We start from the raw sequence: 23,366 nt of genomic DNA, 5'->3' as shown, positions 1-23,366 counted from the left end.
GTGCGAGTTGCGGCTTATGAGCCTTGATATCAAGATATGCGGGTTGAAAACCGACGAAGCAGTCGCGGCAGCGCTGGACGGCGGTGCATCGCATATCGGCTTCATTTTCTTCCCGAAGAGCCCGCGCAATATCGATTCCGCTTCAGCAGGCCGCCTGCGCCGCGCCGCTGAAGGGCGCGCCAAGGCCGTGGCCGTGACGGTCGATGCTGATGACGCGACGCTTGATACGATTGTTGCATCAATGAACCCGGACATGCTGCAACTGCATGGCGAAGAGAGCGTCCAGCGGGTCAAAGATGTCAAGGCGCGCTACGGGCTACCGGTCATGAAGGCGATTTCGCTGCGTGAACGCAGCGATCTCGATCGGATCAAGCCCTATATCGGTGTTGCTGACCGCTTGCTTTTTGATGCCAAACCGCCCAAGGGATCTGAACTCCCCGGCGGAAATGGCGTCTCTTTCGACTGGCAGGTGCTGAGCGAGCTTGACGCGTCTATCGATTACATGCTTTCCGGTGGTCTCAATGCGAACAACATCGGTGAAGCCCTGGCGGCAACTCTGCCAAGCGGCATCGATATTTCGTCGGGCGTCGAGTCTGCGCCGGGTGTAAAAGATGTTAGCCTGATAGGGGAATTTTTCCAGGCCGTACGCGCTGCCAAGAGCGCTGACGCGGCCTGAATCAAAAGGCGGTCGGTCGGATAGGACGACAGGGACCGCAACAACGGAGCAAAGCAGTGAACAAGGTCGTTGAGCCCAATTCATTCAAGACAGGTCCTGATGAAGAGGGCATGTTCGGCATATTCGGTGGCCGTTTTGTCGCCGAGACACTGATGCCGCTGATCCTTGAGCTGCAGGAAGCCTATGACGACGCGAAGAACGATCCATCGTTCAAGGCGGAACTCCAGGCGTTGTCGACCCATTATGCCGGCCGCCCCTCCAAGCTCTACTATGCCGAAGGCCTGACGCGGCATGTACGCCAGCTCGCCAAGGATCAGGGCCTTGATGGCGGCGCCAAGATCTACTTCAAGCGCGAAGACCTGAACCATACCGGCAGCCACAAGATCAACAATTGCCTCGGCCAGATCCTGCTCGCCAAGCGCATGGGCAAGACCCGCATCATCGCGGAAACCGGCGCCGGACAGCATGGTGTTGCGTCCGCCACCGTTTCGGCCCGGTTCGGCCTGCCTTGTGTCGTCTATATGGGCGCAACCGACGTCGAACGGCAGAAGCCGAACGTCTTCCGCATGAAACTGCTCGGCGCCGAGGTCAAGCCGGTTTCGTCCGGCCATGGCACGCTGAAGGACGCGATGAACGAAGCCCTGCGCGACTGGGTCTCGAATGTCGAAGACACCTATTACCTGATCGGCACAGCCGCTGGTCCGCACCCCTATCCGGAACTGGTGCGCGATTTCCAGTCGGTCATTGGTACCGAGGCGCGTGAACAGATACTCGAACGCGAAGGCCGCCTGCCCGACACGATCATCGCTGCCGTTGGCGGCGGTTCCAATGCAATCGGCCTGTTCCATCCTTTCCTTGACGACAAGAGCGTTGAGATCATCGGCGTTGAAGCCGGTGGCCGCGGACTCGATGGCCAAGAGCATTGCGCCTCGATGAGCGCCGGCCGACCGGGCGTGTTGCATGGCAACCGGACTTACCTTTTGCAGAACAACGACGGCCAGATTCTCGATGGGCACTCAGTATCGGCTGGTCTCGATTATCCTGGTGTTGGCCCCGAACATTCATGGCTGCGTGACACGGGGCGGGTCTCCTATGTGCCGATCCTCGACGACGAGGCCCTTGACGCTTTCCAGCTGACCACCCGCGCCGAGGGTATCATTCCTGCATTGGAATCTGCCCATGCGATTGCCCATGCAGTGAAGATCGCCCCCAAGATGGCACAGGACAAGATCATGATCGTCAACCTTTCGGGCCGCGGCGACAAGGATGTGCATACGGTCGGCCAACTGCTTGGAATGGATATCTAGAGCCCTTTCCGACCATATTGACCTATTCTGACGGAGGCATGTTGTGACAAGATCAAGCAAAGAGACGAAGACCCGCACTCTTGGTGCGGGCGAGTGGCTTTGCGCCGGGATTGGTGCAACCGGCCCCGTCCCACTGGTCGAACCGCATTTCTGTCGAAATGCGGATAATTCGACCAGCGGATTTGAAAGCTTGCTGGTTTGCAAAGCAAACCAACGGCTGGGTTTCCGGCTGGCGGACACCCACTTTGTCAGGCGGCTTCGCCCGATGAAACACATCGCCCTTGCCACCTTGCGCGTGGATTGTCTCGCCAGCCGAGAAACAGAATACGGCCAATATGGCCGGAAAGAGCTCTAACATGACGACCCGTATCGACAGAAAATTTGCAGCCCTCAAGGCAGAAGGTCGCCCGGCTCTCGTAACCTATTTCATGGGCGGTGATCCGGACTTCGACACCTCGCTCAAGATCATGAAGGCCTTGCCGGGCTCGGGCTCCGACATCATCGAACTCGGCGTTCCCTTCTCCGATCCGATGGCCGATGGTCCGGCCATTCAGGCAGCAGGCCTGCGCGCCCTGAAGAAGGGCATGTCGCTGACGAAGACCCTGGAAATGGCTGCGCGGTTTCGCGAAACCGACAACACCACACCGATCGTGTTGATGGGCTATTACAACCCCGTGTACATATATGGTGTCGATCGCTTCCTGAAGGATGCTGTTGCTTGCGGCATCGACGGGTTGATCATCGTCGACCTGCCGCCGGAAATGGACGAGGAACTCTGCATTCCCGCCATCAGGGCCGGAATCAACTTCATTCGCCTGGCAACACCGACGACCGACGACAAGCGCCTGCCGAAAGTCCTGCAGAATACATCGGGCTTCGTCTATTATGTGTCGATGAACGGCATTACCGGCTCGGCGTTGCCGGATACGAGCAGGGTTGCGGCTGCTGTCGAGCGCATCAAAAGGCACACGGACCTGCCTATTGTGGTCGGCTTCGGCGTCAAGACCGCCGAACAGGCCAAGGTCATCGGTTCCGCTGCCGATGGGGTGGTTGTCGGGACGGCAATCGTCAATGCTGTGGCCAATACGATCAATCCCGATGGCTCGCTGGTGGCCGATCCGGCTGAAGCGGTCGCCACCATGGTGCAGGGGCTTTCCAGCGGCGTGCGGGCATCAAGGCTTGCCGCAGCCGAGTAGAAGCCCTAAATCACCTGCACTATTGATAGAAGAACAGGACCGACCATGAACTGGATCACAAATTACGTCCGGCCGAAGATCAATTCGATGCTAGGCCGCCGTGAAATGCCGGAGAATCTCTGGATCAAGGATCCGGAGTCCGGCGAAATGGTCTTCCATACGGATCTGGAAAAGAACCAGTGGGTTGTGCCGTCATCCGGCCACCACATGCGAATCCCTGCCAGGGACCGGCTCAAGTTCTTCTTCGACAACGGCGTGTTTGAAACACTCGAGCAGCCCAAGGTCGCGACGGATCCGCTGAAGTTCCGCGACGAGAAACGCTATGTCGACCGGCTGAAGGAGCATCGGGCCAAGACGGGGCAGGATGATACGATCATTAACGCCCTTGGCACCATCGAAGGCCTGCCGATCGTCGTGACCATCCACGATTTCAATTTCATCGGCGGTTCGCTCGGCATGGCGGCAGGTGAAGCAATTATCAAGGGTTTTGAAACCGCAATTGCTTTGAAGCGACCACTGGTGCTCTTCGCGGCATCAGGCGGCGCGCGCATGCAGGAAGGCATCCTTTCGCTGATGCAGCTGCCGCGTACGACTGTAGCCGTTGAAATGCTGAAGGAAGCCGGCCTGCCCTATATCGTCGTTCTGACCAATCCGACGACGGGCGGCGTCACTGCCTCTTACGCGATGCTGGGCGATATTCACATCGCGGAACCAGGCGCACTAATCGGTTTCGCAGGACAGCGCGTCATCGAGCAGACCGTTCGCGAAAAACTGCCGGAAGGCTTCCAGCGCGCCGAATATCTGAAGACGCATGGCATGGTGGACATGGTGGTGCCGCGCACGGAATTGAAGTCAACTATTGCGCGCCTGTTGAAGATGCTCACGGGTGAACCGGCAACAGAATCGTCTGAACTGCCGAACGGGTTGGCCGCCACAATGCCGGCGCCGATTGAAGCCCATCCTTGATCCCATCCTATTTGCCAAACCGGGTGTGCAATGCCGTCGCGTGCTGAACAAGAGATAGAACGGCTGTTGGGCTTGCACCCCAAGGGCTTTGATCTGTCGCTGGGCCGTATAACCCGCCTTCTCGACACGCTGGGCAACCCGCATCTGCGGCTGCCGCCTGTGATCCACGTTGCGGGTACGAACGGCAAAGGTTCAGCCGTCGCCTTTTCGCGCGCTTTGCTGGAGGCCGCTGGCTATACGGTCCATGTGCACACCTCCCCGCATCTCGTGCGTTGGCATGAGCGGTATCGGTTGGGCAGCCCCGGTGGCGGCCGGATCGTCGAAGACGATGTTTTGGCAAATGTGGTCAAGCGCGTCGCTGATGCCAATGCCGGGCAGGCGATTACGGTTTTCGAGATCCTGACGGCCGTCACCTTCGTCCTGTTTTCAGAACACCCCGCCGATGCAGTCATTCTCGAAGTCGGCCTTGGCGGGCGGTTTGATGCGACCAACGTGATCCCCGAACCTGCCGTCAGCGTCATCATGCCGATCTCGCTCGATCATCAGCCCTACCTCGGTGACCGTGTGGAGCTGATTGCAGCGGAAAAGGCAGGGATCATCAAGCCACGCTGTCCGGTCGTTATCGGAGCCCAGGAGGAAGAAGCGGTGCGCATGGTGCTGATCGAGACTGCCGAAAGGCGCGATTGCCCATACGCTGTCTATGGCCAGGATTTCCTCAGTTTCGAGGAGCGCGGCCGCATGATCTATCAGGACAACACTGGCTTGATGGATCTTCCCATGCCAGCCCTGCTCGGCCGTCACCAACTGGCAAACGCCGCTGCTGCCATCCATGCAGTCAGGACCGCAGGATTTAATGTACCGGAATATGCGGTCGAAACTGCGATGACGACGGTGGAGTGGCCTGCGCGCATGCAGCGCCTTATCAAGGGCAAACTGGTAGACCTTGCCGTTCCCGGGTCGGAAATCTGGCTCGACGGCGGACATAATCCTGGCGCGGGGCTGGTGATTGCCGAGGCTATTGCCACACTCGAAGACCGCACCCAGCGGCCGTTGTTTCTCATAACCGGCATGATCAATACCAAGGATCCCGTTGGCTATTTTCAGGCCTTCACCGGCATGGCGCGGCACGTCTATACGGTGCCGATCCGCTCCAGTGGCGCAGGCATTCCGCATGATGAGCTGGCGCTAGCCGCCAACGAGGCGGGCCTTTCCGCCGAACCGGTCTATTCGGTCGAAAATGCGCTGAAAATCCTGCGCGACAGCTGGGATAAATCCGAACCAGCCCCGCGTATCCTCATTGGCGGTTCACTCTATCTCGCTGGTGACGTTCTCTCGGATAATGGAACGCCGCCGCAATAAGTCGTTTGGCGCAATAAAAAGCCCGGCGCTGGGCCGGGCTCTTGGGATCGAAGAATTAATCAATCAAGCTGCTGAATTCTTGATCCAGTCGGTCAACTTGCTCTTCGGTGCGGCGCCGACCAGATTAGCGGCCAATTCGCCATCCTTGAACATCAGCAAGGTCGGGATCGAACGCACGCCGAACTGCGCGGCCAGCTCCGGATTCTCGTCGATATTGACCTTGGCGATCGTGACCTTGCCTTCCATCTCCGAAGCGATTTCTTCAAGCGCCGGTGCGATCATCTTGCATGGGCCGCACCATTCAGCCCAAAAATCAACGACCACAGGCTGACCTGACTGGATTACATCGGACTGAAAGTTGCTGGTATCGATCTTGACGGTAGCCATAGGCTTTTCCTTGTGTGTTTGTGAATGTGTTGCACATCATGTGGTGAGTCGGCTCACGCTCGTCAAGCGCGGTCTTGTCACGATTCAGTGCAAACGTCGATTAGGTTCCTGCAACTCTGCGTTTCTTTGCCGGGCCGAGCAAGCCCTACGATAGTTGGGCGAGAGCATTGCGCATTGCGTCGGCAGGGATATCGATCAGGTACGGGCCCTCGGTAAAGAGCAGCGCCGCCTCAACCGTCTTGCCGGGATAAAGCGGCTCAAGCAATTGTCGGTATAGTGCCAGCTGGGCCACGTAGGCATCAGGAACATTGGCAAGCTCAAGCGGGGCCGGCCTGTTGGTCTTGTAGTCAACAATGAGCACGCGGTTTTCGTCTACCGCCAGCCGATCGATCACACCGGAAACCGCGTGTTCCTTGCCTCGCAGATGCAGCGTTCCCATGATCGCCACTTCCGCTAGGGATCCGGCGGCAAAAACCGGTGCAAAATGTGGATCGCCCATGGCGCGCAATACCGACTGCAGGGCGCTTTCGATTTCGCCCGGCTGCCAGTCAAAGGCAGCACGCGAAAGGTAGCGGTCGGCCGCCTGAACCCGCTGTTTCGCAGGCAGATTTGGCAGGGTCTGCAACAGCGCGTGGATAACCGTGCCTCGGCGGATGGCGAAGGACGGGTCGCGTCCGTCGCCTGCGAGCACAGGCGATCCTGTCACAAGCGCCACTTCATCATCGGGTTCAATGAGCACCGAGACACCCGAAGGCGCAAGTGGCCTTGGCAGGCCCGTTTCGCGTGGCATGGGCGCGCGATAAGACTTTGGCAGCGGCACGGCAGCAATTTCTGAAGCAGCTTCAGGTTCGTCGATCGGTGTGGACAGGGACGCTGTCACGCGGTAGCGCTTGGCCACGACCCCTTCGACGGGATGCTGGAATGGCTCACTTGCCTCCGCCAGTGCCGCATCAACCAAACTATGCCATGTGTCGGGTGCCAGGCGCTGCCCGCGATATCCGCACACGATCAGGCGATCCTCGGCGCGGGTCATACCAACATAGAGCAGCCGTCGATATTCTTCTTCCGCGCGAATTTTCAAGTTGTCGATGATTGTTCCGGTAAATGCAGTCGCATAGGTCTTCGTTGGAACAAACAGAAACCCCTTGCCCTGCCATCCGTCCTTTTCCTCCATATCGAAGGACAGAAGGCTGGCCGTTCGCCCTCCAGCCGAAGCTGCACTGCCGGAATCGACCAGGAACACAATCGCAGCCTCAAGCCCCTTGGCAGCATGAACGGTCATGATGCGCACCTCATCGCGGCTCTGGTCGAGCTCGCGTTTGATCTCCGGCGTTGCTGCCTCCAGGGTTTCGAGAAACGCCTGCAGACCTGGCAATCCGGTCTTTTCTGTAGCGACGGCATAGTTCTGGAATTCGTCGATGACATCGCCGGCTTCGTTGCCCAGCCTGGCTAGAAGATCGCGCCTTGCACCACCCGGTCCCAGAATCTCCGCATAGAATTCGAAGACAGGGACCGTATCGGCGCGATTGCGCCAGTTCCGGAGCCGATGCACCACCGCATTCAAGACCAGATCGTCCTCGGCGCGGGCATTGAGCCGTTGAAAGAGTGTTTCATTTTCGGCGCGGCCATAGGCGAGATCAAACAACTGGTCGTCATTCCATTTGAAGAGCGGGCTTTTCAGCAGAGCCGCCAGCGATAGATCATCCGACGGCAGCAGCATGAAGCGGCCGAGCGCCATCAGATCCTTGACTGCAATATGATCGGTAAGCCTCAAGCGGTCTGCACCTGCAACCGGAACCTGTCGCTTCTTCAGTTCGCGTGACAGGGCCGGCATGAACTGGTCGCGCTTGCGCACCAGGACCATGATATCGCGTGCCTCGAGGCGCCGGTGTTGTCCTTCGATGACTTCGCCATTCTTGAGCCACAGATCGATTGTCCTGGCGATCTGCTCGGCAAGGCGCACGGGAGGTGCTGGGAGGCTGTCGACGGGCGTGCGCCAGTCCTCTTCCTGGGGAGTCGTTTCCGGCGTCAGCATATCCCAGATCTGTACTTCACCGGGATCATGGTCGCGGATCGCCGTGTGCACGGTCGCACCGTGCTCGGCGCCAAAGCCTCTATTGGCTTGTGGCCGGGCAAACACCTTGTCGACAGCGGACAGTACATCCGGGGACGAGCGGAACGAGAAGTTGAGATTGACGCGGGCAAAACTCAGTTCGGACTCTCTGGTGTTTCTTTCTGTCGCCCTGCCATGCTCGGCAAAGTCTTCGGGAATTGCGCCCTGAAATGAATAGATCGATTGTTTCTCATCCCCCACGGCGAACAGGGTGCGGCGGATATCGCGCGCGGTCTTTCCTGCAAAAAACTCCTCACTGAGCAGGCGAATTACACGCCATTGGTTGGGGCTTGTATCCTGTGCCTCGTCAACCAGAATATGGTCGATGCCATTGTCAAGCTTGTATTGAACCCACGGTCCCGCGTCCTGCCGTGCGAGCAGCGTCACTGTGCGCACAATCAGATCGTCGAAATCAAGAAGCCCATGTGCCTTCTTCATCTGCTGATAGCGGCCGATCAGATCGTCGATTAGAACCAGGGCGGAAAGGGTAAGACGGATCACCCGCAATTGCTTGAGCCGGTCCAGTCCCTGGTAGACGCGTTGCGCCGCCTGATCAAATCGATCGATAAAATCCGGAAATCGATCGGTTACAGCTTTGGAGGCAATAAAGGAGCCGCTCTTTGCCTCGCCTGTTGTCTTGAGAAACGCCGTACGCAGTGCCTCTTCGCGCTGGTCTGCCTGTTCATTCGCCTTGGCAAAACGAAGGGTCAGCGCGAATTCCTGCGCTCGGGTAGCGCTCCTCGGTATTTCGAGGATGCCGGCGAGGGTGGCGTCGTCAAATGCGCGCACCGGCCAAAGCGTAGACAGGATGCTGTCTTCCGTTTCGTCGCCCTTGAACCCGAAATGGGCGTAGAAGGTCCGGCGATGCAGATCGTCTTGGCCAACCGCACGGATAAATTGCGTCAGACCGTGCCGTTTACCCACCGCCTCATCCAGGAGTTGGTGCAGTCCAAATTCTCCGGCGGCATCGAGAACGTCGGCAAAAGCTGCGGCAAGTTCCGTGTTGTGGTCGAGGCGCGCGGCCTGCAGTAGTTGCCGCCGCGCCTCGCCTACGAGCGCCACCTGCATCAGATCGTCCATCAACTCAAAATGACCGGCGATATTGGCCTCCAGCGGAAACTGGTGAAGTATGGCCTCGCAGAAAGCGTGGATGGTCTGGATCTTGAGGCCGCCCGGTGTTTCCAGCGCGCGCGCAAACAGTCGTCGCGCTTGTGCCAGGCGCTTTGGGCCGGGCCGACTGCCATCAATCTTTTCGATGGTATCGGCAAGCGCTTCCTCGTCCATCGTTGCCCACTCGGATAGTCTGGCGAAGACCCGGTTCTGCATGACCGCTGCGGCCGCCTTGGTATAGGTAAGGCAAAGGATTTTCGACGGGTCGGTTCCATCGAGCAGCAGTCGGATGACTCGCTCGGTCAGAACATGAGTCTTACCGGAGCCGGCATTGGCAGACACCCAAACGGAATCCTTCGGGTTTGCCGCCCGATTCTGATCGACGATGGTTTCTTTCGGGATGATGAGACGCTTCTTCATTCCCCATCACCATCATCGGCGCCACCGGCCGACCATTCCAGCACGCGGGCCAAATGATCATAATCGCCTGTGAGGTCGGTTTCCTTGAATGGGAGCGCCCGTGACAGATAGCCCTTCTGCTGATCGTTATAGGCGGTCAGCAACTCGGTCAGGCGGCGCCAGGAAAGTTCGCCCAGCTCCGGCGCAGTTTTCTCTACTGCACTCGCACCGGTGCCGATCTTCAGGATCGATTCGGGATCAACACGGCCATTGGGTCGAAGACGAACATAGAGAAGATCCGAGGCGTAGCGCGTGCCGACTTCGCGAAAAGCGCCCCGCGCCAGCAGCGCCGCTTCAAGCGCGAGCTGCGGCGACAGCAACACATGCGCTTGCCGCTTCGATGGGGTCGAACCGGTCTTGTAGTCGATGATCTCGACGGTGCCGTCGCGCCGGAGGTCGACCCGGTCTGCGCGCCCGGAAAGCGTCACCCCGGTCGTTTCGACAGGAATTTTCTTCGAGGCGATTTCAGGATGGCGTTCGGCAATCAGTGGAGCGCGATCGCGTTCCCAATTCAGGTATTCCGGCACGAGAGCCTGAAACCGCGGCCACCACACCGCATCGATCTCTTCCGGCAACGCGGTATCGTCAAAATAGCGCCGGCCGATCTCCAACAACTGCGCTCTGGCAACCGGAGCGACTGGATCGATACCCTGCTCAGTGAGATGCGCCAGGATGTCGTGGAACAACGAGCCGCGTTCTGCAACGTCTGGATCCCGGATCAATGGCTCGATCGGGCGCAGGCGCAGGATACGGCGTGCGAAGATCGCATACGGATCTCGCCTGAGCGTCTCGATCTCCGTCACCGAGAAATGTTTCGGCCGGGCTGCGAGCGGCGGCCTCGGTTCCGGCCGCTTGACGAAATCCTCGTCCGGCGCGGTGTCGATCTCACGGGCCCAGTTCAGATATTTCGCGCCCCGCGCCCGTAGCTCGACCGCGGCGGTTTTACCGAGCACTGTTTCCAGCCGCTGCAGCCAGCGCGATGCCACGGTCGGCGCATTGGCGGAGCGCTGCGATCGTGTCAGGATGACGCGGTCCATGCCCATCGCCATCTGGAAGTCATGGGCGGCCAAGCCAGTTCGGCGTTCTGGCGGTTCAAGGTCGATGATGGATTTCATCGGCCGCGACATGAAAGGATCGTTGCGGGTCTTGCCCGGCCAGGAACCCTCATTGAGCCCGCCAATTATGACGGTGTCGATTGTCTGCAGACGCGCTTCGAGCGCACCCCAGATAAAGAGCCGCGGATGAGCCCCGGCTTTCGGCTTAACCACTTCTCCCGACATCAGCGCTTCAACCATCGCCGGCCATTCGGCGGGCAGGAAATCGAGCCCGGAGTCGGCGGAGACGAGATTGCGCAGGAAGGCGGCGAACTGCTCACCCGCGGCGCCGGAATAGAGCGGCGCGATATCACCCTTATGGTCGCGCGCCAGATTTTCGAGGCTGGCGACGCTGGCGTAGATGATTTCAGCCAATTGCACAGGTTCAGCGCGGTCGGCAAACGCAATGAGCCGTTCCATGCTTTTGCGCAGGGCATCGCAGGCTGCAAGCGCTGCCTCGATCTGACCTACGGAAACCTGCCGCAACCACACTGGTTCGAAAGGCGCACTGCTGGCTTCGGCCAGACGTTGTTCGAAGAAGGCGGCAAGGCCGGAAAGTGAGGCGCGACCGGTACCGCCACGCAGGGATACAAGTTCGATCGTCTCCGTCGCCTGCCGTACGGCAGATCTCTCAAGCCCGAGCCGTGTCAACGGATGCTTGAGCAACGCCAGCAGCGCAACGGGATCACCCGGGTTGAACGCAGTTTCGAGTGCCAGCCGCATAAGCGTCGCCGGTTGTGTTTCGCGCAAGGCATGGCCCCCGGAATCATCTGCGGCAATGTTGAAACGGGCGAGTTCGGTAGAGACCCGACGCGCCAGATCGCGGTCGGCAGTGATGAGCGCAGCGGACTTGCCCGGCAGGTCAAGGGCGTCACGCAGAGCAACTGCCACAGCAAGCGCTTCTTCGCGTTCATTCGCCGCCTCGACCAGCGCAATCTGGGCGATCGCCTCCGAAAATTGGCCACTGGAGCGGTCGACAGTGCTCCAGGCCTCGCTCGTATCGGCAGGGCGCATCGCCTCCGCCAGCAACTGTTCGCGGGCGCGCTTCGGCGACACAACCCTGCCCAGGTGAACGACGTCGTGGCGCAGGACGCCGAGCTCGCTCAGGAGTTTGCGGAGGCCGTATTGCGGATGGCCGAAGATGGACGGGTTGTCGGCGCTGTTTGCCAGAATGTTCCAGCTCGCATCATCCATACCCCGGTCAAGGCCGGGCAGCACGACAGCGCCTTGCGGCAATGACGCGATCGCGGCCAGCAACTGCGCAGTAGCAGGAATAGAACCAGTCGAACCCGCAGCGATTACGGGACCAGCAGGGGGGCTGCGCAACAAGCGTTCGGCTTCGAGTTCGATCAAGCGGTTGCGATGTGCCGCAGGATTGGATCGGTGACGATCCTCAAGGATCCCGGGCCAGAGACTGGTGACGATATTCAGGAAATCGAGCGTCACCTGCCACCAATTGGGGAGATCCTCGGACACGATGTTGGAAAGCGTCGACCAGCCGCCAGCTTCGGTTTCCACCTGATCCATAAGACTGGCAAGGTCACGTGCGAGCCAGATCGCATCGGCCGTGGTGGCCGGAATGGCGATTTCCTCATTGCCGAACAAAGCTCGGACGTGAGCGGGTAGGCGCTCACGCCAGGGCCGCACCAGCCGTGCCAGGAGCAGCAATCGTTCGGTTGAGCTTATCGGTGGCAGAAGGTCAAAGAATGCATCCGAACCCATGTCGAACGTGGCCGCATCCTCGTCCACATCGCCGAGCGGGCGGATAAGAGGAAGAATAGCCGATTTGACCGGGCTCTTTTCGACCAAAAGCGAGCGCAAAGTACGCGCTGCACGGCGGGTCGGTACATAGATCGTCGCACGTGCGAGCGCCATTGGATCCGCCGGGTCGGCAGGGAAACCAGGGATGAGCATACTCGACTGCAGCGCGTCGACCAGAGCAGGCAGGAAGGGTGTACCCGGCGCTATCGAAAATATCCGGCGATGCTGACGCTCAGCCATGGACCTCGTGACCGGCGTTGGCGATGGCGGCTTCAGCCTCACCAATGGCGGCTGGCGTTCCCACTGTCAGCCAGAGGCCATCCATGCGCTGGCCATAGAGCCTGTCTGCGGCAATCGCCTCATCGAAATAGCGGTTAAGCGAGGCTTTTCCTGCGGGCGAACCAGCAAAAATCCGCGGATGGATAATCGCAGCACCGGCATAAATATAGGGCGATGTTTCGCCCGCACCGAGGCGGCGGAGCCTGCCTTCCGGACTCAAATGGAAATCGCCGCGGCCGTCATAGCCCGTCGCCTGATCCTTCGTTGCAATCATGAGAAGAATGTCCATGCGCACATCATCCCATCCTTCCGCCAGCAGGACAAGATTAGGCCGCGCGCCGTCCACCCAAAACGTATCTGCATTGAGAACATAGAAGGGTCCAGACCCAATCTGTGGCAATGCCTTGACGATGCCGCCGGCAGAATCGAGCAGCTCCTGTCTCTCGTCCGAGACAATAATCGCCGGAACCTTCCGTTTTGCAAGGTGAGCATCCAGCTGATCGGCGAGATAATGTGTATTGACGATCGCACGCTCGACGCCGACGCTTTTAAGCGCATCAAGCCCCCAATCGATCAATGCTTTGCCGGCTACCTTAACCAGCGGCTTTGGTATTGTGTTCGTTATTGGAGCCATGCGCTTGCCGAGACCAGCTGCCAGTACCATCGCCGTGCGAGGCTTCGCCATAAAATCAAATCTCCGAAGATAGAATGCCAGCCTTTTCGCACCAATCCTTGACCGGCGCCAGTGCTGGATGCCCGATCACGCGATTAAGATAGGTCTGAATGCGCGGAATGTGCTTTAAGTAAATGGGCTTGCTGTCGCGCTCGTCAAGGCGGACGAATATGCCGAGTATCTTGGCATTCCGCTGCGCCGCCATGATCGCAAACGCCGCTCGGAAATCCGCCTCATCAAAAACCATATCGCCCGATCGCCGTTCGTCGAGGTAGGCGGCGAGCAAATGATCCTGCAACGCCGGCGCAATGGTTACGCGTGCGTCAAATACCAGTGACGCTACGTCATATGCCGACGGACCGATCATCGCATCCTGAAAGTCAATCAGTCCAACACGTCTGATGCCTGATTCTTTCTCTTGCCAGAGAATATTGGGTGAGTGAACGTCCCTGAGCAGCAGGCTCTTCTCGGCATTATTTAATCGACTAAATACTTTATCCCACGCCGTGACATACTCTGCTTTTCGCCCAGGTTCAAGCGGCGCCCCGCGCATTCGCGGCACATACCAGTCTGACAGAAGTTCGACCTCGATCATCATCGCGTCGCGGTCAAAGGACTGAATATGATGGGAATAACCCTCGGCAACATCGATATCCTGCGGCCATGATTGTGCGTGCACTTCGGCCAGCAAGCGGACTGCCGCCTCGTAGCGTTCCGGAATCGGCTCACCGCTGGCGTCCAACACGCCTTCATTGCCGAGATTTTCGAGAAGCAGGAAACCGTTTTCCAGGTCCTCGAGCTCAATCCCGGGCACCTTGAAACCTCTTGATTGCAACAGCCTGTCGATCGCGACGAATGCAGTCACCGATTGGGACAGGTGGGCAATCTGCATATAGGTCTTGCCACCGCGCTGGATCGGGCCACCGGGGTTATAGGGTGAATTCATGAGGATAAGCGGAGGCACGTCTCCCGTTGCAATGGTCTCGTAGCCGCGGGCCGACGCATCGCCCAATAGGTAACGGCGTTCTGCCGTCGAAAAGCCTGCCTCCCGCAGGAATTTGCGAATCGCCAGCGAACGCTGCACTCGAGCAGTGGCAGCTGGTTCGCCATCAATCACCGCCTTGCGACCGTCGCCATCGCCGAGCAGCGTTACACGCAGACTGGGCGTCGGCAGAGCGCCCTGCGCCCGTTCAGGCCATTCCACGAGCACGGCCCCGTCCTCCAGTGCCTCGTCCAGACCGAGTTCATCAAGTTCATCAGCCGATGACAGGCGATAGAGATCGACATGGCTGACCGGCAACCGAAGTTCCGGGTAGGACTGCACGATCGTGAAGGTCGGACTTGGTACCTCATAACCGTTGTCATCGGCAATCGTGCGGATCAGACCGCGCGCTAGCGTCGATTTGCCGGCTCCAAGATCACCCGACAACATGAGGAGATCGCCCTTGCCTAGCGCGAGTGCCAGATCCTGGCCAAGACGCTCGGTATCTTCGGTGGTTGCAAGCTGAACAGTAAGAGCTGTCATAGTTGCTTTATTCGGCAGCGATGCTGAATGTTCGCGCCTCCAGCGGGAAGCGGCAGGTAACCAGCGTACCCTTGCCGGCGGCGCTGTTGATATCGACCGTTCCGCCGTGCAATTCCACAAAGCCCTTGACGATCGACAGACCCAGCCCGGCCCCGCGCTTGCGTCCGCCATTGGGATAGGGCTGGAAACGCTTGAAGATGCTGTCAAGCACGTAACCGGGCATGCCCGGACCATTGTCCTGCACGTTGAAAACCATTTCGCCCTGTTCGCGCTTGCAGGTCAGCGTGATGGTACTGCCTTCCGGCGCATAGTTCGCCGCGTTGCTGAGAAGGTTCGACAGAACCTGTTTGACGCGGGCCGCATCGGCACGGAAGGAGCCGGTTCCTGGTGCAATGTGAATATCCAGCAGGATATTGTGCTCCTTCAGCCGGTCGGCGACTTTCTCCGAAGCGGTTGTCACCGCATCGGTGACCGAGACATCACTGATATCCAGCTCCATGATTCCAGCGTCGACAGTTGCAAGGTCGAGAATATCGTTGACGATGGTCAGCAGTACCGAGGAAGAGCTGCCGATGTGATCAAGATAGTCACGTTGACGGTCATTGAGCGGCCCGGTCATCGGCGTCTGCAAAAGTTCGGTGAAACCGATAATGTTGGTAAGGGGCGAACGCAATTCATAAGAAACGTGCTGAACGAAGTCGTTCTTCAATTCGTCTGTCCGCTCCAGAGCCTCGTTCTTTTCCTTCAACGCCCGCTCGACTTGCACCGAATCTGTCACATCGACAAACGTGAGCATCGTCTGGCCGTTCGGCAATGGTGCCGTCGCGTAGAACAGGATCTTGCCTGTGCTGAGTTCGATATGACCCGAGAGCGACTGGCGCTCATCATCAAAACCCGTAACGGTTGTGACGAACGTTTCCCAATGTGCAGCGTCCGAAACCGGCTCGCACAGGCGGCGGATCGCCGAAATATGCATTCCCTCGGCGATCTGTTCGCGTTTCAACGACCAGAGCGAGGCAAAGGCGGGATTGGACAGACGGGTCTTGCCATCGGAGCCGAACACGGCGACGCCTTCTGCCAGATGATCCAGCGTCTGGCCCTGAACCTTGATCAGCGTGTTGTAACGGCTTTGCAGCTCAAGCTTTTCCGTCAGGTTCTCGAAAACCCAGGTAACCCCGCCCTTCGGCTGCGGATTGACGATAACACGCAGCGTGCGGCCGTCGGTCAGATACCAGATATGCTCCTGGGGCTCGACGGAGTGATAGGCTGACAACACCTGTTCCTTCCAACGCCGCCAATCCGGTTGCTCTGGCAGAATGCCATCGCTGCGGAAGCGATCGAGCAGCATGGCGTTGTCGGGATTGCTCTCGAGGAAGGCTGTTTCCAGTCCCCAGAGTTTGGCAAAGGCCTGGTTGAAGAATTGCAGTTTGCGGTTTGCGTCAAACATGGCGACGGCAGAATTGAGCTGATCCAGCGTATCGGAATGATTGAGTACGGTCCGTTTGAATTCTTCGCGGATCAGTTCGACCTCGCTTATATCGATCGCAAGCCCTGCGGAGCCCGCGCTTCCGGCAACGTCCGTCACTCTGAAAACATGGCGGTCGCCGCCAACCACCGTCGACAGCTGGTCGTGAAAGCGCCGGCTCTCTGTCTTGCCTCGCTCTATGCGTTCCCGCGCCTGGGCACCGAAGAGTTCGCGCGCCTCGCTGATCGGACTGTGTGTATCACGAGCATCCACCGCCTTGGCATAGGCCCAATTGACCCAGTTGAGGCGACCATCGCCATCGCGGCTCCAGGCGGGCAAGTCGATTGATTCCAAAAGCCCGCGTAACGTACCCAGCGCTTCGTTGAGCTGGTAGTTCTCCGTCTTGAGCAGCGCCTGTGCCGCCCGCGCCTCGCCGAGATTGATGAAGCGGACGATGGCATAACCGCCCGACGTGCGCCCCTGGACTTCCAGCGGCGCTCCCTTCGCGGTTTCGATGGCAATATCAAAGGGCCTTGCCTTTTCACGCAAGGCCGAGATCGAACGGTCGAGCAAGGTCGCAGAATCGACCTGAAGCCAGCGGCCGAAGGCCAGGAACAACGCCCGGGCTTCCGGAACCCCAATCTCCGGCGGCAGACTTCCGATCAGATTGGGCGTGCTGGAACCACCCTCCCAGACAATGATACGCTGATCCTTGAGATTGAGCAGCGCTTCATTGCGCTGGACCGTCACATTGAGATCGGCGACCTTGTCGCGCAGCTGGCGGTTTTCATTGGCGATGCGGCTGCGCTCACGGATCAGCCAGCCCGCCGAAAGCAAGGCGGCGCCCATGGCACCAAGAAACATGGCAAATTGCACGACTTCAAACGTGCCGACCTCGACACCGAATGGCGTGTTGATCTTGCCGAGCGCGTCCTGCGCGTGGACAGACGGGGAAGAGCTCAAAAGGATCGTCAGTGCCGAACCCGCACTGGCAAGCAGCGTCCGCAATTTTTTCAGCACCGACCGTCCGTATGCTGCATGTTTACTGCGAACATCACCTTCACCAATCGTCATATCAGCCCCATCCTGACGAATGCGGTTGCTTCTATCCTCGCGATTTTTCAACCACTTGGCCCATCCGAAACAACGTCATCCCGAATCACTACAATAAACCTTGAGCGAATCGACGGGAAGAACTGGGCGCAAAAAAGAAAGCCGGAGAATTTGTCAATCCTCTGGCTTCCATATCTTGTGGGTATATATTGGTTAGATCAATATCTGTAGTGGTCTGACTTGAACGGGCCGCTTGGTGTTACACCGATATAAGCTGCCTGTTCTTCCGAAAGAACCGACAATTTCGCGCCAAGCTTGTCGAGATGCAAACGAGCGACCTTTTCATCGAGGTGCTTCGGCAAGACGTAAACCTCATTCTTGTACTGTTCGCCGCGGCTGTAGAGCTCGATCTGAGCCAGAACCTGGTTGGTGAACGAAGCGGACATCACGAAGCTCGGATGGCCTGTGGCATTGCCAAGGTTGAGAAGACGGCCTTCCGACAGGAGCAGCAAGCGCTTGCCGTCCGGGAACGAAATCATGTCGACCTGTGGCTTGATGTTGTTCCACTTAAGATTGCGCAAAGCGGCAACCTGGATCTCGTTGTCGAAGTGACCGATATTGCCGACGATCACCATGTCTTTCATCTTGCGCATCGTGTCGATGGTGATGACGTCCTTGTTGCCGGTCGTGGTGATGATGATATCAGCCGTAGGGGCTGCATCTTCGAGAGTGACCACTTCGAAACCGTCCATCGCAGCCTGCAGCGCACAGATCGGATCGACTTCCGTGACCTTGACGCGCGCACCAGCACCATTCAGCGACTGGGCCGAGCCCTTGCCGACGTCGCCATAACCGCAGACGACAGCGACCTTACCGGCCATCATAACGTCAGTGGCGCGACGGATACCGTCTACCAGGGATTCCTTGCAGCCATACTTGTTATCGAACTTCGACTTGGTGACGCTGTCATTGACGTTGATCGCCGGGAAAGGCAGCAGGCCCTTCTTCTGCAGCTGATACAGACGATTAACGCCGGTCGTTGTTTCCTCGGTCACGCCCTTGATCGCATCGCGCTGCCTGGTGAAGAAGCCAGGCGTTTCCTTCATGCGCTTCTTGATCTGCGCGAACAGGATTTCCTCTTCTTCGCTGCCTGGATTGGACAGGACGTCCTCACCAGCTTCAGCGCGGGCACCAATCAGGATGTACATGGTGGCGTCGCCGCCATCATCGAGGATCATGTTGGACGGCTGACCATCCGGCCACTGGAAAATCTGGTCGGTGTAGGTCCAGTACTCTTCAAGGGTCTCACCCTTGACAGCGAAAACTGGCGTTCCGGTTGCTGCGATGGCTGCCGCGGCATGGTCCTGCGTCGAGAAGATGTTGCACGATGCCCAGCGCACCTTGGCGCCGAGTGCCTGCAGGGTTTCGATCAGAACGGCCGTCTGGATCGTCATGTGCAGCGAACCGGTGATGCGAGCGCCCTTGAGCGGCTGCGACGGACCGAACTCTTCGCGGCTGGCCATCAGGCCAGGCATTTCAGTTTCGGCGATTTCGATTTCCTTGCGGCCCCAAGCGGCCAATTCAAGGTCCTTGACGATGTAATCCTGTTTCTCGGCCATCTAAGTCAGCTCCGTCCTTGTTGTTCCATTTGGCCGCGCTCTCGTTTGGGCGCGACCGGAGATGGCGTTTGACTAGCAGATTAGGCATCACCGCACAATGGGATATAAAGAAATCCTTATGCGTGCATATCGCTACAATGGATTTTGGTGTGCTGCTGGACTTGAAACGACGGTTAGATTCTCAGGCTTCTTCGCCGAATTTGTCGGCGATCAAAGCACCCAGCGCCTTCATCACTTCCGTAGCCTGCAGTCCGGAAGCGCTGACCTTGATGCAACAGCCCGGTGATGCAGCGAGCATCATCAGGCCCATAATGGAGGTGCCTCCAACCGTCATGCCGTCCTTCTCGACCCGCACATGAGCATCATAATCATCAACGAGTTGGACAAACTTCGCCGAGGCGCGTGCATGCAAGCCGCGCCGGTTAATGATCTCGAATGACTCCACAAGGGCAGTGTCCGGATCAAATGTGCCGGTCGTCTCCGCAGTCAGGCGCATTCATAACCTCTATTTCGCTGTCAGCACCTGGCTGGCCACATTGATATATTTCCGTCCGGCTTCCTGGCCTTCCCGCAATGCCGCCGCCATATCATTGGTGACACGCACGCTGGAAAGCTTGATCAGCATCGGCAGATTGACACCGGCGATCACTTCAATCCGTCCTGACTCCATCACGGAAATTGCCAGATTGGAAGGGGTTCCGCCAAACATGTCCGTCAGGATGATCACGCCCGACCCATTGTCAGCCCGGGCAACCGCATCGACGATATCGCGCCGGCGCTGTTCCATATCATCATCCGCACCGATTGACACGGTTTCCAAATATTCCTGCTGGCCGACGACATGCTCCACGGCATGATGAAATTCTTCAGCCAGTCTTCCGTGCGTCACAAGCACGAGTCCGATCATTCTGAAACTGCTCCTGTCGCGCCAGCCCCTTGGGATTGGGCTTTTTTCTGCGCATTGAATGCCCCGTTTGGCAGGTGTCGCATTCTGGCAGGACGAATCGCGAAGGCAAGCGGAAAAATGGCGTTCTCAAGACAGACAGCCATTTTATCGCAGTGCGCCAAACTAACCATTTGCATTATTTAACAAATTTTTTCCACGGCGGTAGAAAAAGCCATGCTTCCACGGCACGGCAAGCAGCCCCAATATCGCGCGCTGGTAGAGCCAGATGCGGAATTGCGACACCCTGGAGTTGTATATTTCCGTCGTCAGCAAATCGGATGGCCTGTTCTGCTTCGACCAATTCTGCGACAAGATGAATGACTGCGGCCGTCTCATGGTCAACTGCATGGGGGCCTGAGCCTCGCACCTCCAAACCGCCTCGCAGCGTGACAGGCGCCGCGCAGATCAGCCGGTCGGAAACGGCGCTCAGAAGGCATTGATCGTCGCTGATCACCGCCGCAAACACGCCATTCGCCGACGCCCGGTCGACCAGCTCACCGGCGATGGATGATTTACCCGAGCCGGAGGAACCGGTAATCAAAACGCCGCGATCGCCCACGAGGACTGCGGTCGCATGCATGAGCTCGCCAGACTCCGTAACCATCAGAGCTCGACCGGAAGGATCGCGATGAATCGCGCGCCGAGATAATTGTCGTGATCCTTGGGATCGATGGTGTTTTCAGCATTGAGCGTGCCGCCATGCGCTTCAATGATCTGGCGGCTGATGGACAGGCCAAGGCCCGAGTTTTGACCAAAGGCCTCGCCGGAGGGCCTGTCCGTATAGAACCGCTCAAAAATCCGATCGATCTGATCGACGCGGATGCCGGGGCCATTGTCCTCGACAAGAATGCGGATCCGATCGCCCAGATGCTGAAGGGTCACGGTGATGATGCCGCCGACCTCCGGAACGAAGGAACGTGCATTTTCGATAAGATTGGAAATAACCTGGCCGAGGCGCAAATCATGGCCAACGACGAAGAAGCCCTTCCTGTTGTTTGGCAGCTTGCCGACGATGAACTCGATGTGCGTGTCTTTCTTGTTGCGGCGGACTTCACGCGCGGCCGTAACAAGGTTGCCGAGCAGGAATTTCAGGTCGACGTGCTCGGAATCTTCACGCGCCAGTTCGGCATCGAGCCGCGACGCATCGGAGATGTCAGTGATCAGCCGGTCAAGACGGCGGACATCATGTTGGATGACGTCCATTAGGCGCTTTTTCGACTCCTCGTTTTTGGCCAGCGGCAGCGTTTCGACGGCGCTCCGCAGCGACGTCAGCGGATTTTTCAGCTCATGGCTCACATCCGCAGCAAAGCTTTCGATGGATTCAATCCGGGCGTAGAGCGCATTGGTCATGTCGCGGATCGACGTCGAGAGGTGGCCAATCTCATCCTGTCGCTCGGAGAAATCTGGAATTTCCTCGCGGTTCTTCACGCCATGCCGGACGCGATCGGCCGCGGCAGCAAGGCGGCGCAGCGGGTTGGCGATGGTCGACGCCAGGAACAGCGACAGGATCGCCATGACCAGAGCGGCAACTGTAAAGACGCGGATGATCGCGTAGCGTTCGCCCTGCACGATCTTGTCGATGTCGCCGCCTTCCGTTGAAAGGAGCAATACGCCGAGCACGGCGCGGAAACGCTGGATAGGCACGGCGACCGAAACGATCTGCTCGCCCTTTTCCGTCATCCGCACGACGGTCGCAGGCGAGCCGGTCAGGGCCTTGACGATTTCCGGGTACGAAGAACCGTTACCGCCGGGTTGCTCCTGGTAAATTGGCAAGTCGCTACGGCGCAGAAGCCGCGTCATGCGATTGGTCAGGCGCTCGAAGAAACTCGGCTGTTCGCCATCGATCGGCGGCAGTTCGTAGCGCAGCACCTGGCCGCGTGAATAAAGATGGCGGGAATCCAGCAGGAGGTTGGAATCGCGGTCATAAATGCGGGCACGCGTGCGCGTCGGCGAGATCAGCCGGCGCAGTACTGGCGCAACGCGTTCGGGATTGATCGGAAAATCGAGATTGTCCAGAACATCAGGCGACGGCGTGATACTCTGACCCGCCTGCAGTTCAAGCAGCTTCTCAGGATCGATCGCAATGGAATTCGTATCAACGGTTGCAGACGAGGCAATTGCTCCCGCGATGATCTCACCCTGTGTCATCAGGCTTTCGACGCGCGCATCGATCAGTCCGTCGCGAAACTGATTGAGATACATGATGCCGGACAAGAGCACGGCAAGTCCGGCGAGATTGAGAAAGAGAATGCGCCGGGTTAGGCTTGAGAACAGATAGTTGCCAAAGACGCGGTTAAGCGGCTTGAAGAAGCGGCGCAAGGCGAGCGAACGCTTCCGGCGCATAACGGCGCTCTTGCGCGTAATATTGCCGCTTTGCAGGCCGGCTACCATTTTTGCCTCAGAAACTCATGAATTGCGTTGCCTCATCGCATTCATGCAGCGTTGAGACAACCTTGTTTTACAGTGGATCACGCGGCTTTGAAAGCGCGGCACTATCGCGCGCGGTTATGCCATCATGTCTCGCGGAAACGATAGCCGACCCCATACAGGGTTTCGATCATGTCGAAATCGTCATCGACGACCTTGAACTTCTTGCGCAGCCGCTTGATGTGGCTGTCGATGGTGCGGTCGTCCACATAGACCTGCTCATCATAGGCTGCATCCATCAGCGCGTCGCGGCTTTTGACGACGCCCGGGCGCTGGGCCAGGGAATGCAAAATGAGGAACTCTGTTACGGTAAGGGTCACCGGTTCACCCATCCAGGTACAGGTATGGCGCTCCTGATCCATGACGAGCTGGCCACGTTCGAGCGATTTCGCCAGGGGACTGCCCGGCTTTGCTGCCGTATCCCTCGCGGCAACGCGGCGCAGGACTGCCTTGACGCGCTCGACCAGCAGCCGTTGTGAAAAGGGCTTGGTGATGAAATCATCGGCGCCCATCTTCAAACCGAAGAGCTCGTCGATCTCGTCGTCCTTCGACGTCAGGAAGATCACGGGCAGATCGGATTTCTGGCGTAGTCGGCGCAAAAGCTCCATTCCATCCATGCGCGGCATCTTGATGTCGAAAATGGCTAGGTTTGGCGGGCGTGCCATCAAACCGTCGAGGGCAGAGGCACCATCGGTATAGGTCTCAACACGATAACCTTCCGATTCAAGCGCGATCGATACGGAGGTCAGAATGTTGCGATCGTCATCGACGAGCGCGATTGTCTGCATTGCGGGTACTTCCCTCATGCCCTGCCTTTCCTTGTGCCATAAAATCTAATGTCTTAAACTCAGCTGCTTGTGCCGGACAAATTAGGTACAAAATGTGGCACAGTTCGCGGCCGATGTCATCTTCACCACATTTGGTGACTCTTACGCTCACGGCAGAACAGTG

At 58.4% G+C, this 23,366-nt stretch carries 18 protein-coding genes; 5 read left to right on the top strand and 13 right to left on the bottom strand.

Features of this window, described 5'->3' with window-relative positions:
* The first annotated feature begins 16 nt into the window (after window positions 1-16).
* Window positions 17-676 carry a phosphoribosylanthranilate isomerase gene (locus tag AAAC48_RS18320; RefSeq protein WP_340655559.1) on the top strand — a complete coding sequence of 220 codons (660 nt, stop codon included), beginning with the start codon at window positions 17-19 and terminating at the stop codon, window positions 674-676.
* Between the two features lie 56 nt (window positions 677-732).
* Window positions 733-1,983 (top strand): tryptophan synthase subunit beta, encoded by a 1,251-nt coding sequence (trpB, locus tag AAAC48_RS18315; protein WP_340655558.1) that lies wholly within the window; start codon window positions 733-735, stop codon window positions 1,981-1,983.
* Between the two features lie 52 nt (window positions 1,984-2,035).
* On the opposite strand, the gene AAAC48_RS18310 is transcribed toward trpB, so the two are convergent.
* Entirely contained in the window at window positions 2,036-2,341 is a 306-nt protein-coding gene (locus tag AAAC48_RS18310; RefSeq protein ID WP_340655557.1) for a hypothetical protein, read from the bottom strand.
* On the opposite strand from AAAC48_RS18310, the gene trpA reads away from it, so the two are divergent.
* Genes trpA through AAAC48_RS18295 form a run of 3 tightly spaced genes read left to right on the top strand, consistent with a single transcriptional unit; the run spans window position 2,340 to window position 5,504 of the window.
* The gene (trpA, locus tag AAAC48_RS18305; RefSeq protein ID WP_340655556.1) at window positions 2,340-3,179 is read left to right on the top strand and encodes a tryptophan synthase subunit alpha; all 840 of its coding nucleotides are present in this window, start codon (window positions 2,340-2,342) and stop codon (window positions 3,177-3,179) included. The genes AAAC48_RS18310 and trpA overlap by 2 nt on opposite strands.
* A gap of 45 nt (window positions 3,180-3,224) precedes the next feature.
* Window positions 3,225-4,145 (top strand): acetyl-CoA carboxylase, carboxyltransferase subunit beta, encoded by a 921-nt coding sequence (accD, locus tag AAAC48_RS18300; protein WP_340655555.1) that lies wholly within the window; start codon window positions 3,225-3,227, stop codon window positions 4,143-4,145.
* Between the two features lie 30 nt (window positions 4,146-4,175).
* Complete coding sequence (locus tag AAAC48_RS18295; protein ID WP_340655554.1) at window positions 4,176-5,504, top strand: folylpolyglutamate synthase/dihydrofolate synthase family protein; 1,329 nt, start codon at window positions 4,176-4,178, stop codon at window positions 5,502-5,504.
* Between the two features lie 63 nt (window positions 5,505-5,567).
* Here the strand turns inward: AAAC48_RS18295 and trxA are convergent, their stop codons facing one another.
* The 12 genes from trxA to AAAC48_RS18235 form a co-directional block, all read right to left on the bottom strand.
* Window positions 5,568-5,891 (bottom strand): thioredoxin, encoded by a 324-nt coding sequence (gene trxA, locus AAAC48_RS18290; protein ID WP_106662212.1) that lies wholly within the window; start codon window positions 5,889-5,891, stop codon window positions 5,568-5,570.
* Between the two features lie 145 nt (window positions 5,892-6,036).
* Complete coding sequence (addA, locus tag AAAC48_RS18285) at window positions 6,037-9,534, bottom strand: double-strand break repair helicase AddA (protein WP_340655553.1); 3,498 nt, start codon at window positions 9,532-9,534, stop codon at window positions 6,037-6,039.
* On the bottom strand, window positions 9,531-12,668 hold the full coding sequence (gene addB / locus AAAC48_RS18280) for a double-strand break repair protein AddB (protein ID WP_340655552.1): 3,138 nt from the start codon (window positions 12,666-12,668) through the stop codon (window positions 9,531-9,533). The genes addA and addB overlap by 4 nt, the downstream gene beginning before the upstream one ends.
* Entirely contained in the window at window positions 12,661-13,392 is a 732-nt protein-coding gene (locus tag AAAC48_RS18275; protein ID WP_340655551.1) for a nucleotidyltransferase family protein, read from the bottom strand. Before AAAC48_RS18275 ends, addB begins: the two co-directional genes overlap by 8 nt.
* Before the next feature lie 4 nt (window positions 13,393-13,396).
* Entirely contained in the window at window positions 13,397-14,905 is a 1,509-nt protein-coding gene (gene tsaE / locus AAAC48_RS18270; protein ID WP_340655550.1) for a tRNA (adenosine(37)-N6)-threonylcarbamoyltransferase complex ATPase subunit type 1 TsaE, read from the bottom strand.
* A gap of 7 nt (window positions 14,906-14,912) precedes the next feature.
* Entirely contained in the window at window positions 14,913-17,444 is a 2,532-nt protein-coding gene (locus tag AAAC48_RS18265) for an ATP-binding protein (protein ID WP_340655549.1), read from the bottom strand.
* Window positions 17,445-17,641: 197 nt separating this feature from the next.
* Window positions 17,642-19,042 carry an adenosylhomocysteinase gene (ahcY, locus tag AAAC48_RS18260; RefSeq protein ID WP_340655548.1) on the bottom strand — a complete coding sequence of 467 codons (1,401 nt, stop codon included), beginning with the start codon at window positions 19,040-19,042 and terminating at the stop codon, window positions 17,642-17,644.
* A 181-nt stretch (window positions 19,043-19,223) separates the two neighbouring features.
* Window positions 19,224-19,538, bottom strand: a complete 315-nt coding sequence (locus AAAC48_RS18255; RefSeq protein ID WP_340655547.1) for an HPr family phosphocarrier protein — start codon at window positions 19,536-19,538, stop codon at window positions 19,224-19,226.
* Between the two features lie 9 nt (window positions 19,539-19,547).
* On the bottom strand, window positions 19,548-19,949 hold the full coding sequence (locus AAAC48_RS18250; RefSeq protein ID WP_340655546.1) for a PTS sugar transporter subunit IIA: 402 nt from the start codon (window positions 19,947-19,949) through the stop codon (window positions 19,548-19,550).
* A 175-nt stretch (window positions 19,950-20,124) separates the two neighbouring features.
* Window positions 20,125-20,592 (bottom strand): HPr kinase/phosphorylase, encoded by a 468-nt coding sequence (locus tag AAAC48_RS18245; protein WP_340655545.1) that lies wholly within the window; start codon window positions 20,590-20,592, stop codon window positions 20,125-20,127.
* Entirely contained in the window at window positions 20,592-22,379 is a 1,788-nt protein-coding gene (locus AAAC48_RS18240) for a sensor histidine kinase (protein WP_340655544.1), read from the bottom strand. The genes AAAC48_RS18245 and AAAC48_RS18240 overlap by 1 nt, the downstream gene beginning before the upstream one ends.
* A gap of 122 nt (window positions 22,380-22,501) precedes the next feature.
* Complete coding sequence (locus tag AAAC48_RS18235; RefSeq protein WP_340655543.1) at window positions 22,502-23,221, bottom strand: response regulator transcription factor; 720 nt, start codon at window positions 23,219-23,221, stop codon at window positions 22,502-22,504.
* Window positions 23,222-23,366: the final 145 nt, after the last annotated feature.

This window comes from Phyllobacterium sp. (assembly GCF_037994405.1).
Lineage (GTDB): Bacteria > Pseudomonadota > Alphaproteobacteria > Rhizobiales > Rhizobiaceae > Phyllobacterium.
This window is presented reverse-complemented; position numbering and strand designations above follow the sequence as displayed.

Excerpts from the sequence above, each read along its gene's own strand:
- AAAC48_RS18320 (WP_340655559.1), top strand. The coding sequence starts at position 17 with ATGAGCCTTGATATCAAGATATGCGGGTTGAAAACCGACGAAGCAGTC.
- trpA (WP_340655556.1), top strand. The coding sequence starts at position 2,340 with ATGACGACCCGTATCGACAGAAAATTTGCAGCCCTCAAGGCAGAAGGT.
- AAAC48_RS18310 (WP_340655557.1), bottom strand. The coding sequence starts at position 2,341 with ATGTTAGAGCTCTTTCCGGCCATATTGGCCGTATTCTGTTTCTCGGCT.
- accD (WP_340655555.1), top strand. The coding sequence starts at position 3,225 with ATGAACTGGATCACAAATTACGTCCGGCCGAAGATCAATTCGATGCTA.
- AAAC48_RS18295 (WP_340655554.1), top strand. The coding sequence starts at position 4,176 with ATGCCGTCGCGTGCTGAACAAGAGATAGAACGGCTGTTGGGCTTGCAC.
- trxA (WP_106662212.1), bottom strand. The coding sequence starts at position 5,891 with ATGGCTACCGTCAAGATCGATACCAGCAACTTTCAGTCCGATGTAATC.
- addA (WP_340655553.1), bottom strand. The coding sequence starts at position 9,534 with ATGAAGAAGCGTCTCATCATCCCGAAAGAAACCATCGTCGATCAGAAT.
- addB (WP_340655552.1), bottom strand. The coding sequence starts at position 12,668 with ATGGCTGAGCGTCAGCATCGCCGGATATTTTCGATAGCGCCGGGTACA.
- AAAC48_RS18275 (WP_340655551.1), bottom strand. The coding sequence starts at position 13,392 with ATGGCGAAGCCTCGCACGGCGATGGTACTGGCAGCTGGTCTCGGCAAG.
- tsaE (WP_340655550.1), bottom strand. The coding sequence starts at position 14,905 with ATGACAGCTCTTACTGTTCAGCTTGCAACCACCGAAGATACCGAGCGT.
- AAAC48_RS18265 (WP_340655549.1), bottom strand. The coding sequence starts at position 17,444 with ATGACGATTGGTGAAGGTGATGTTCGCAGTAAACATGCAGCATACGGA.
- ahcY (WP_340655548.1), bottom strand. The coding sequence starts at position 19,042 with ATGGCCGAGAAACAGGATTACATCGTCAAGGACCTTGAATTGGCCGCT.
- AAAC48_RS18255 (WP_340655547.1), bottom strand. The coding sequence starts at position 19,538 with ATGCGCCTGACTGCGGAGACGACCGGCACATTTGATCCGGACACTGCC.
- AAAC48_RS18250 (WP_340655546.1), bottom strand. The coding sequence starts at position 19,949 with ATGATCGGACTCGTGCTTGTGACGCACGGAAGACTGGCTGAAGAATTT.
- AAAC48_RS18245 (WP_340655545.1), bottom strand. The coding sequence starts at position 20,592 with ATGGTTACGGAGTCTGGCGAGCTCATGCATGCGACCGCAGTCCTCGTG.
- AAAC48_RS18240 (WP_340655544.1), bottom strand. The coding sequence starts at position 22,379 with ATGGTAGCCGGCCTGCAAAGCGGCAATATTACGCGCAAGAGCGCCGTT.
- AAAC48_RS18235 (WP_340655543.1), bottom strand. The coding sequence starts at position 23,221 with ATGAGGGAAGTACCCGCAATGCAGACAATCGCGCTCGTCGATGACGAT.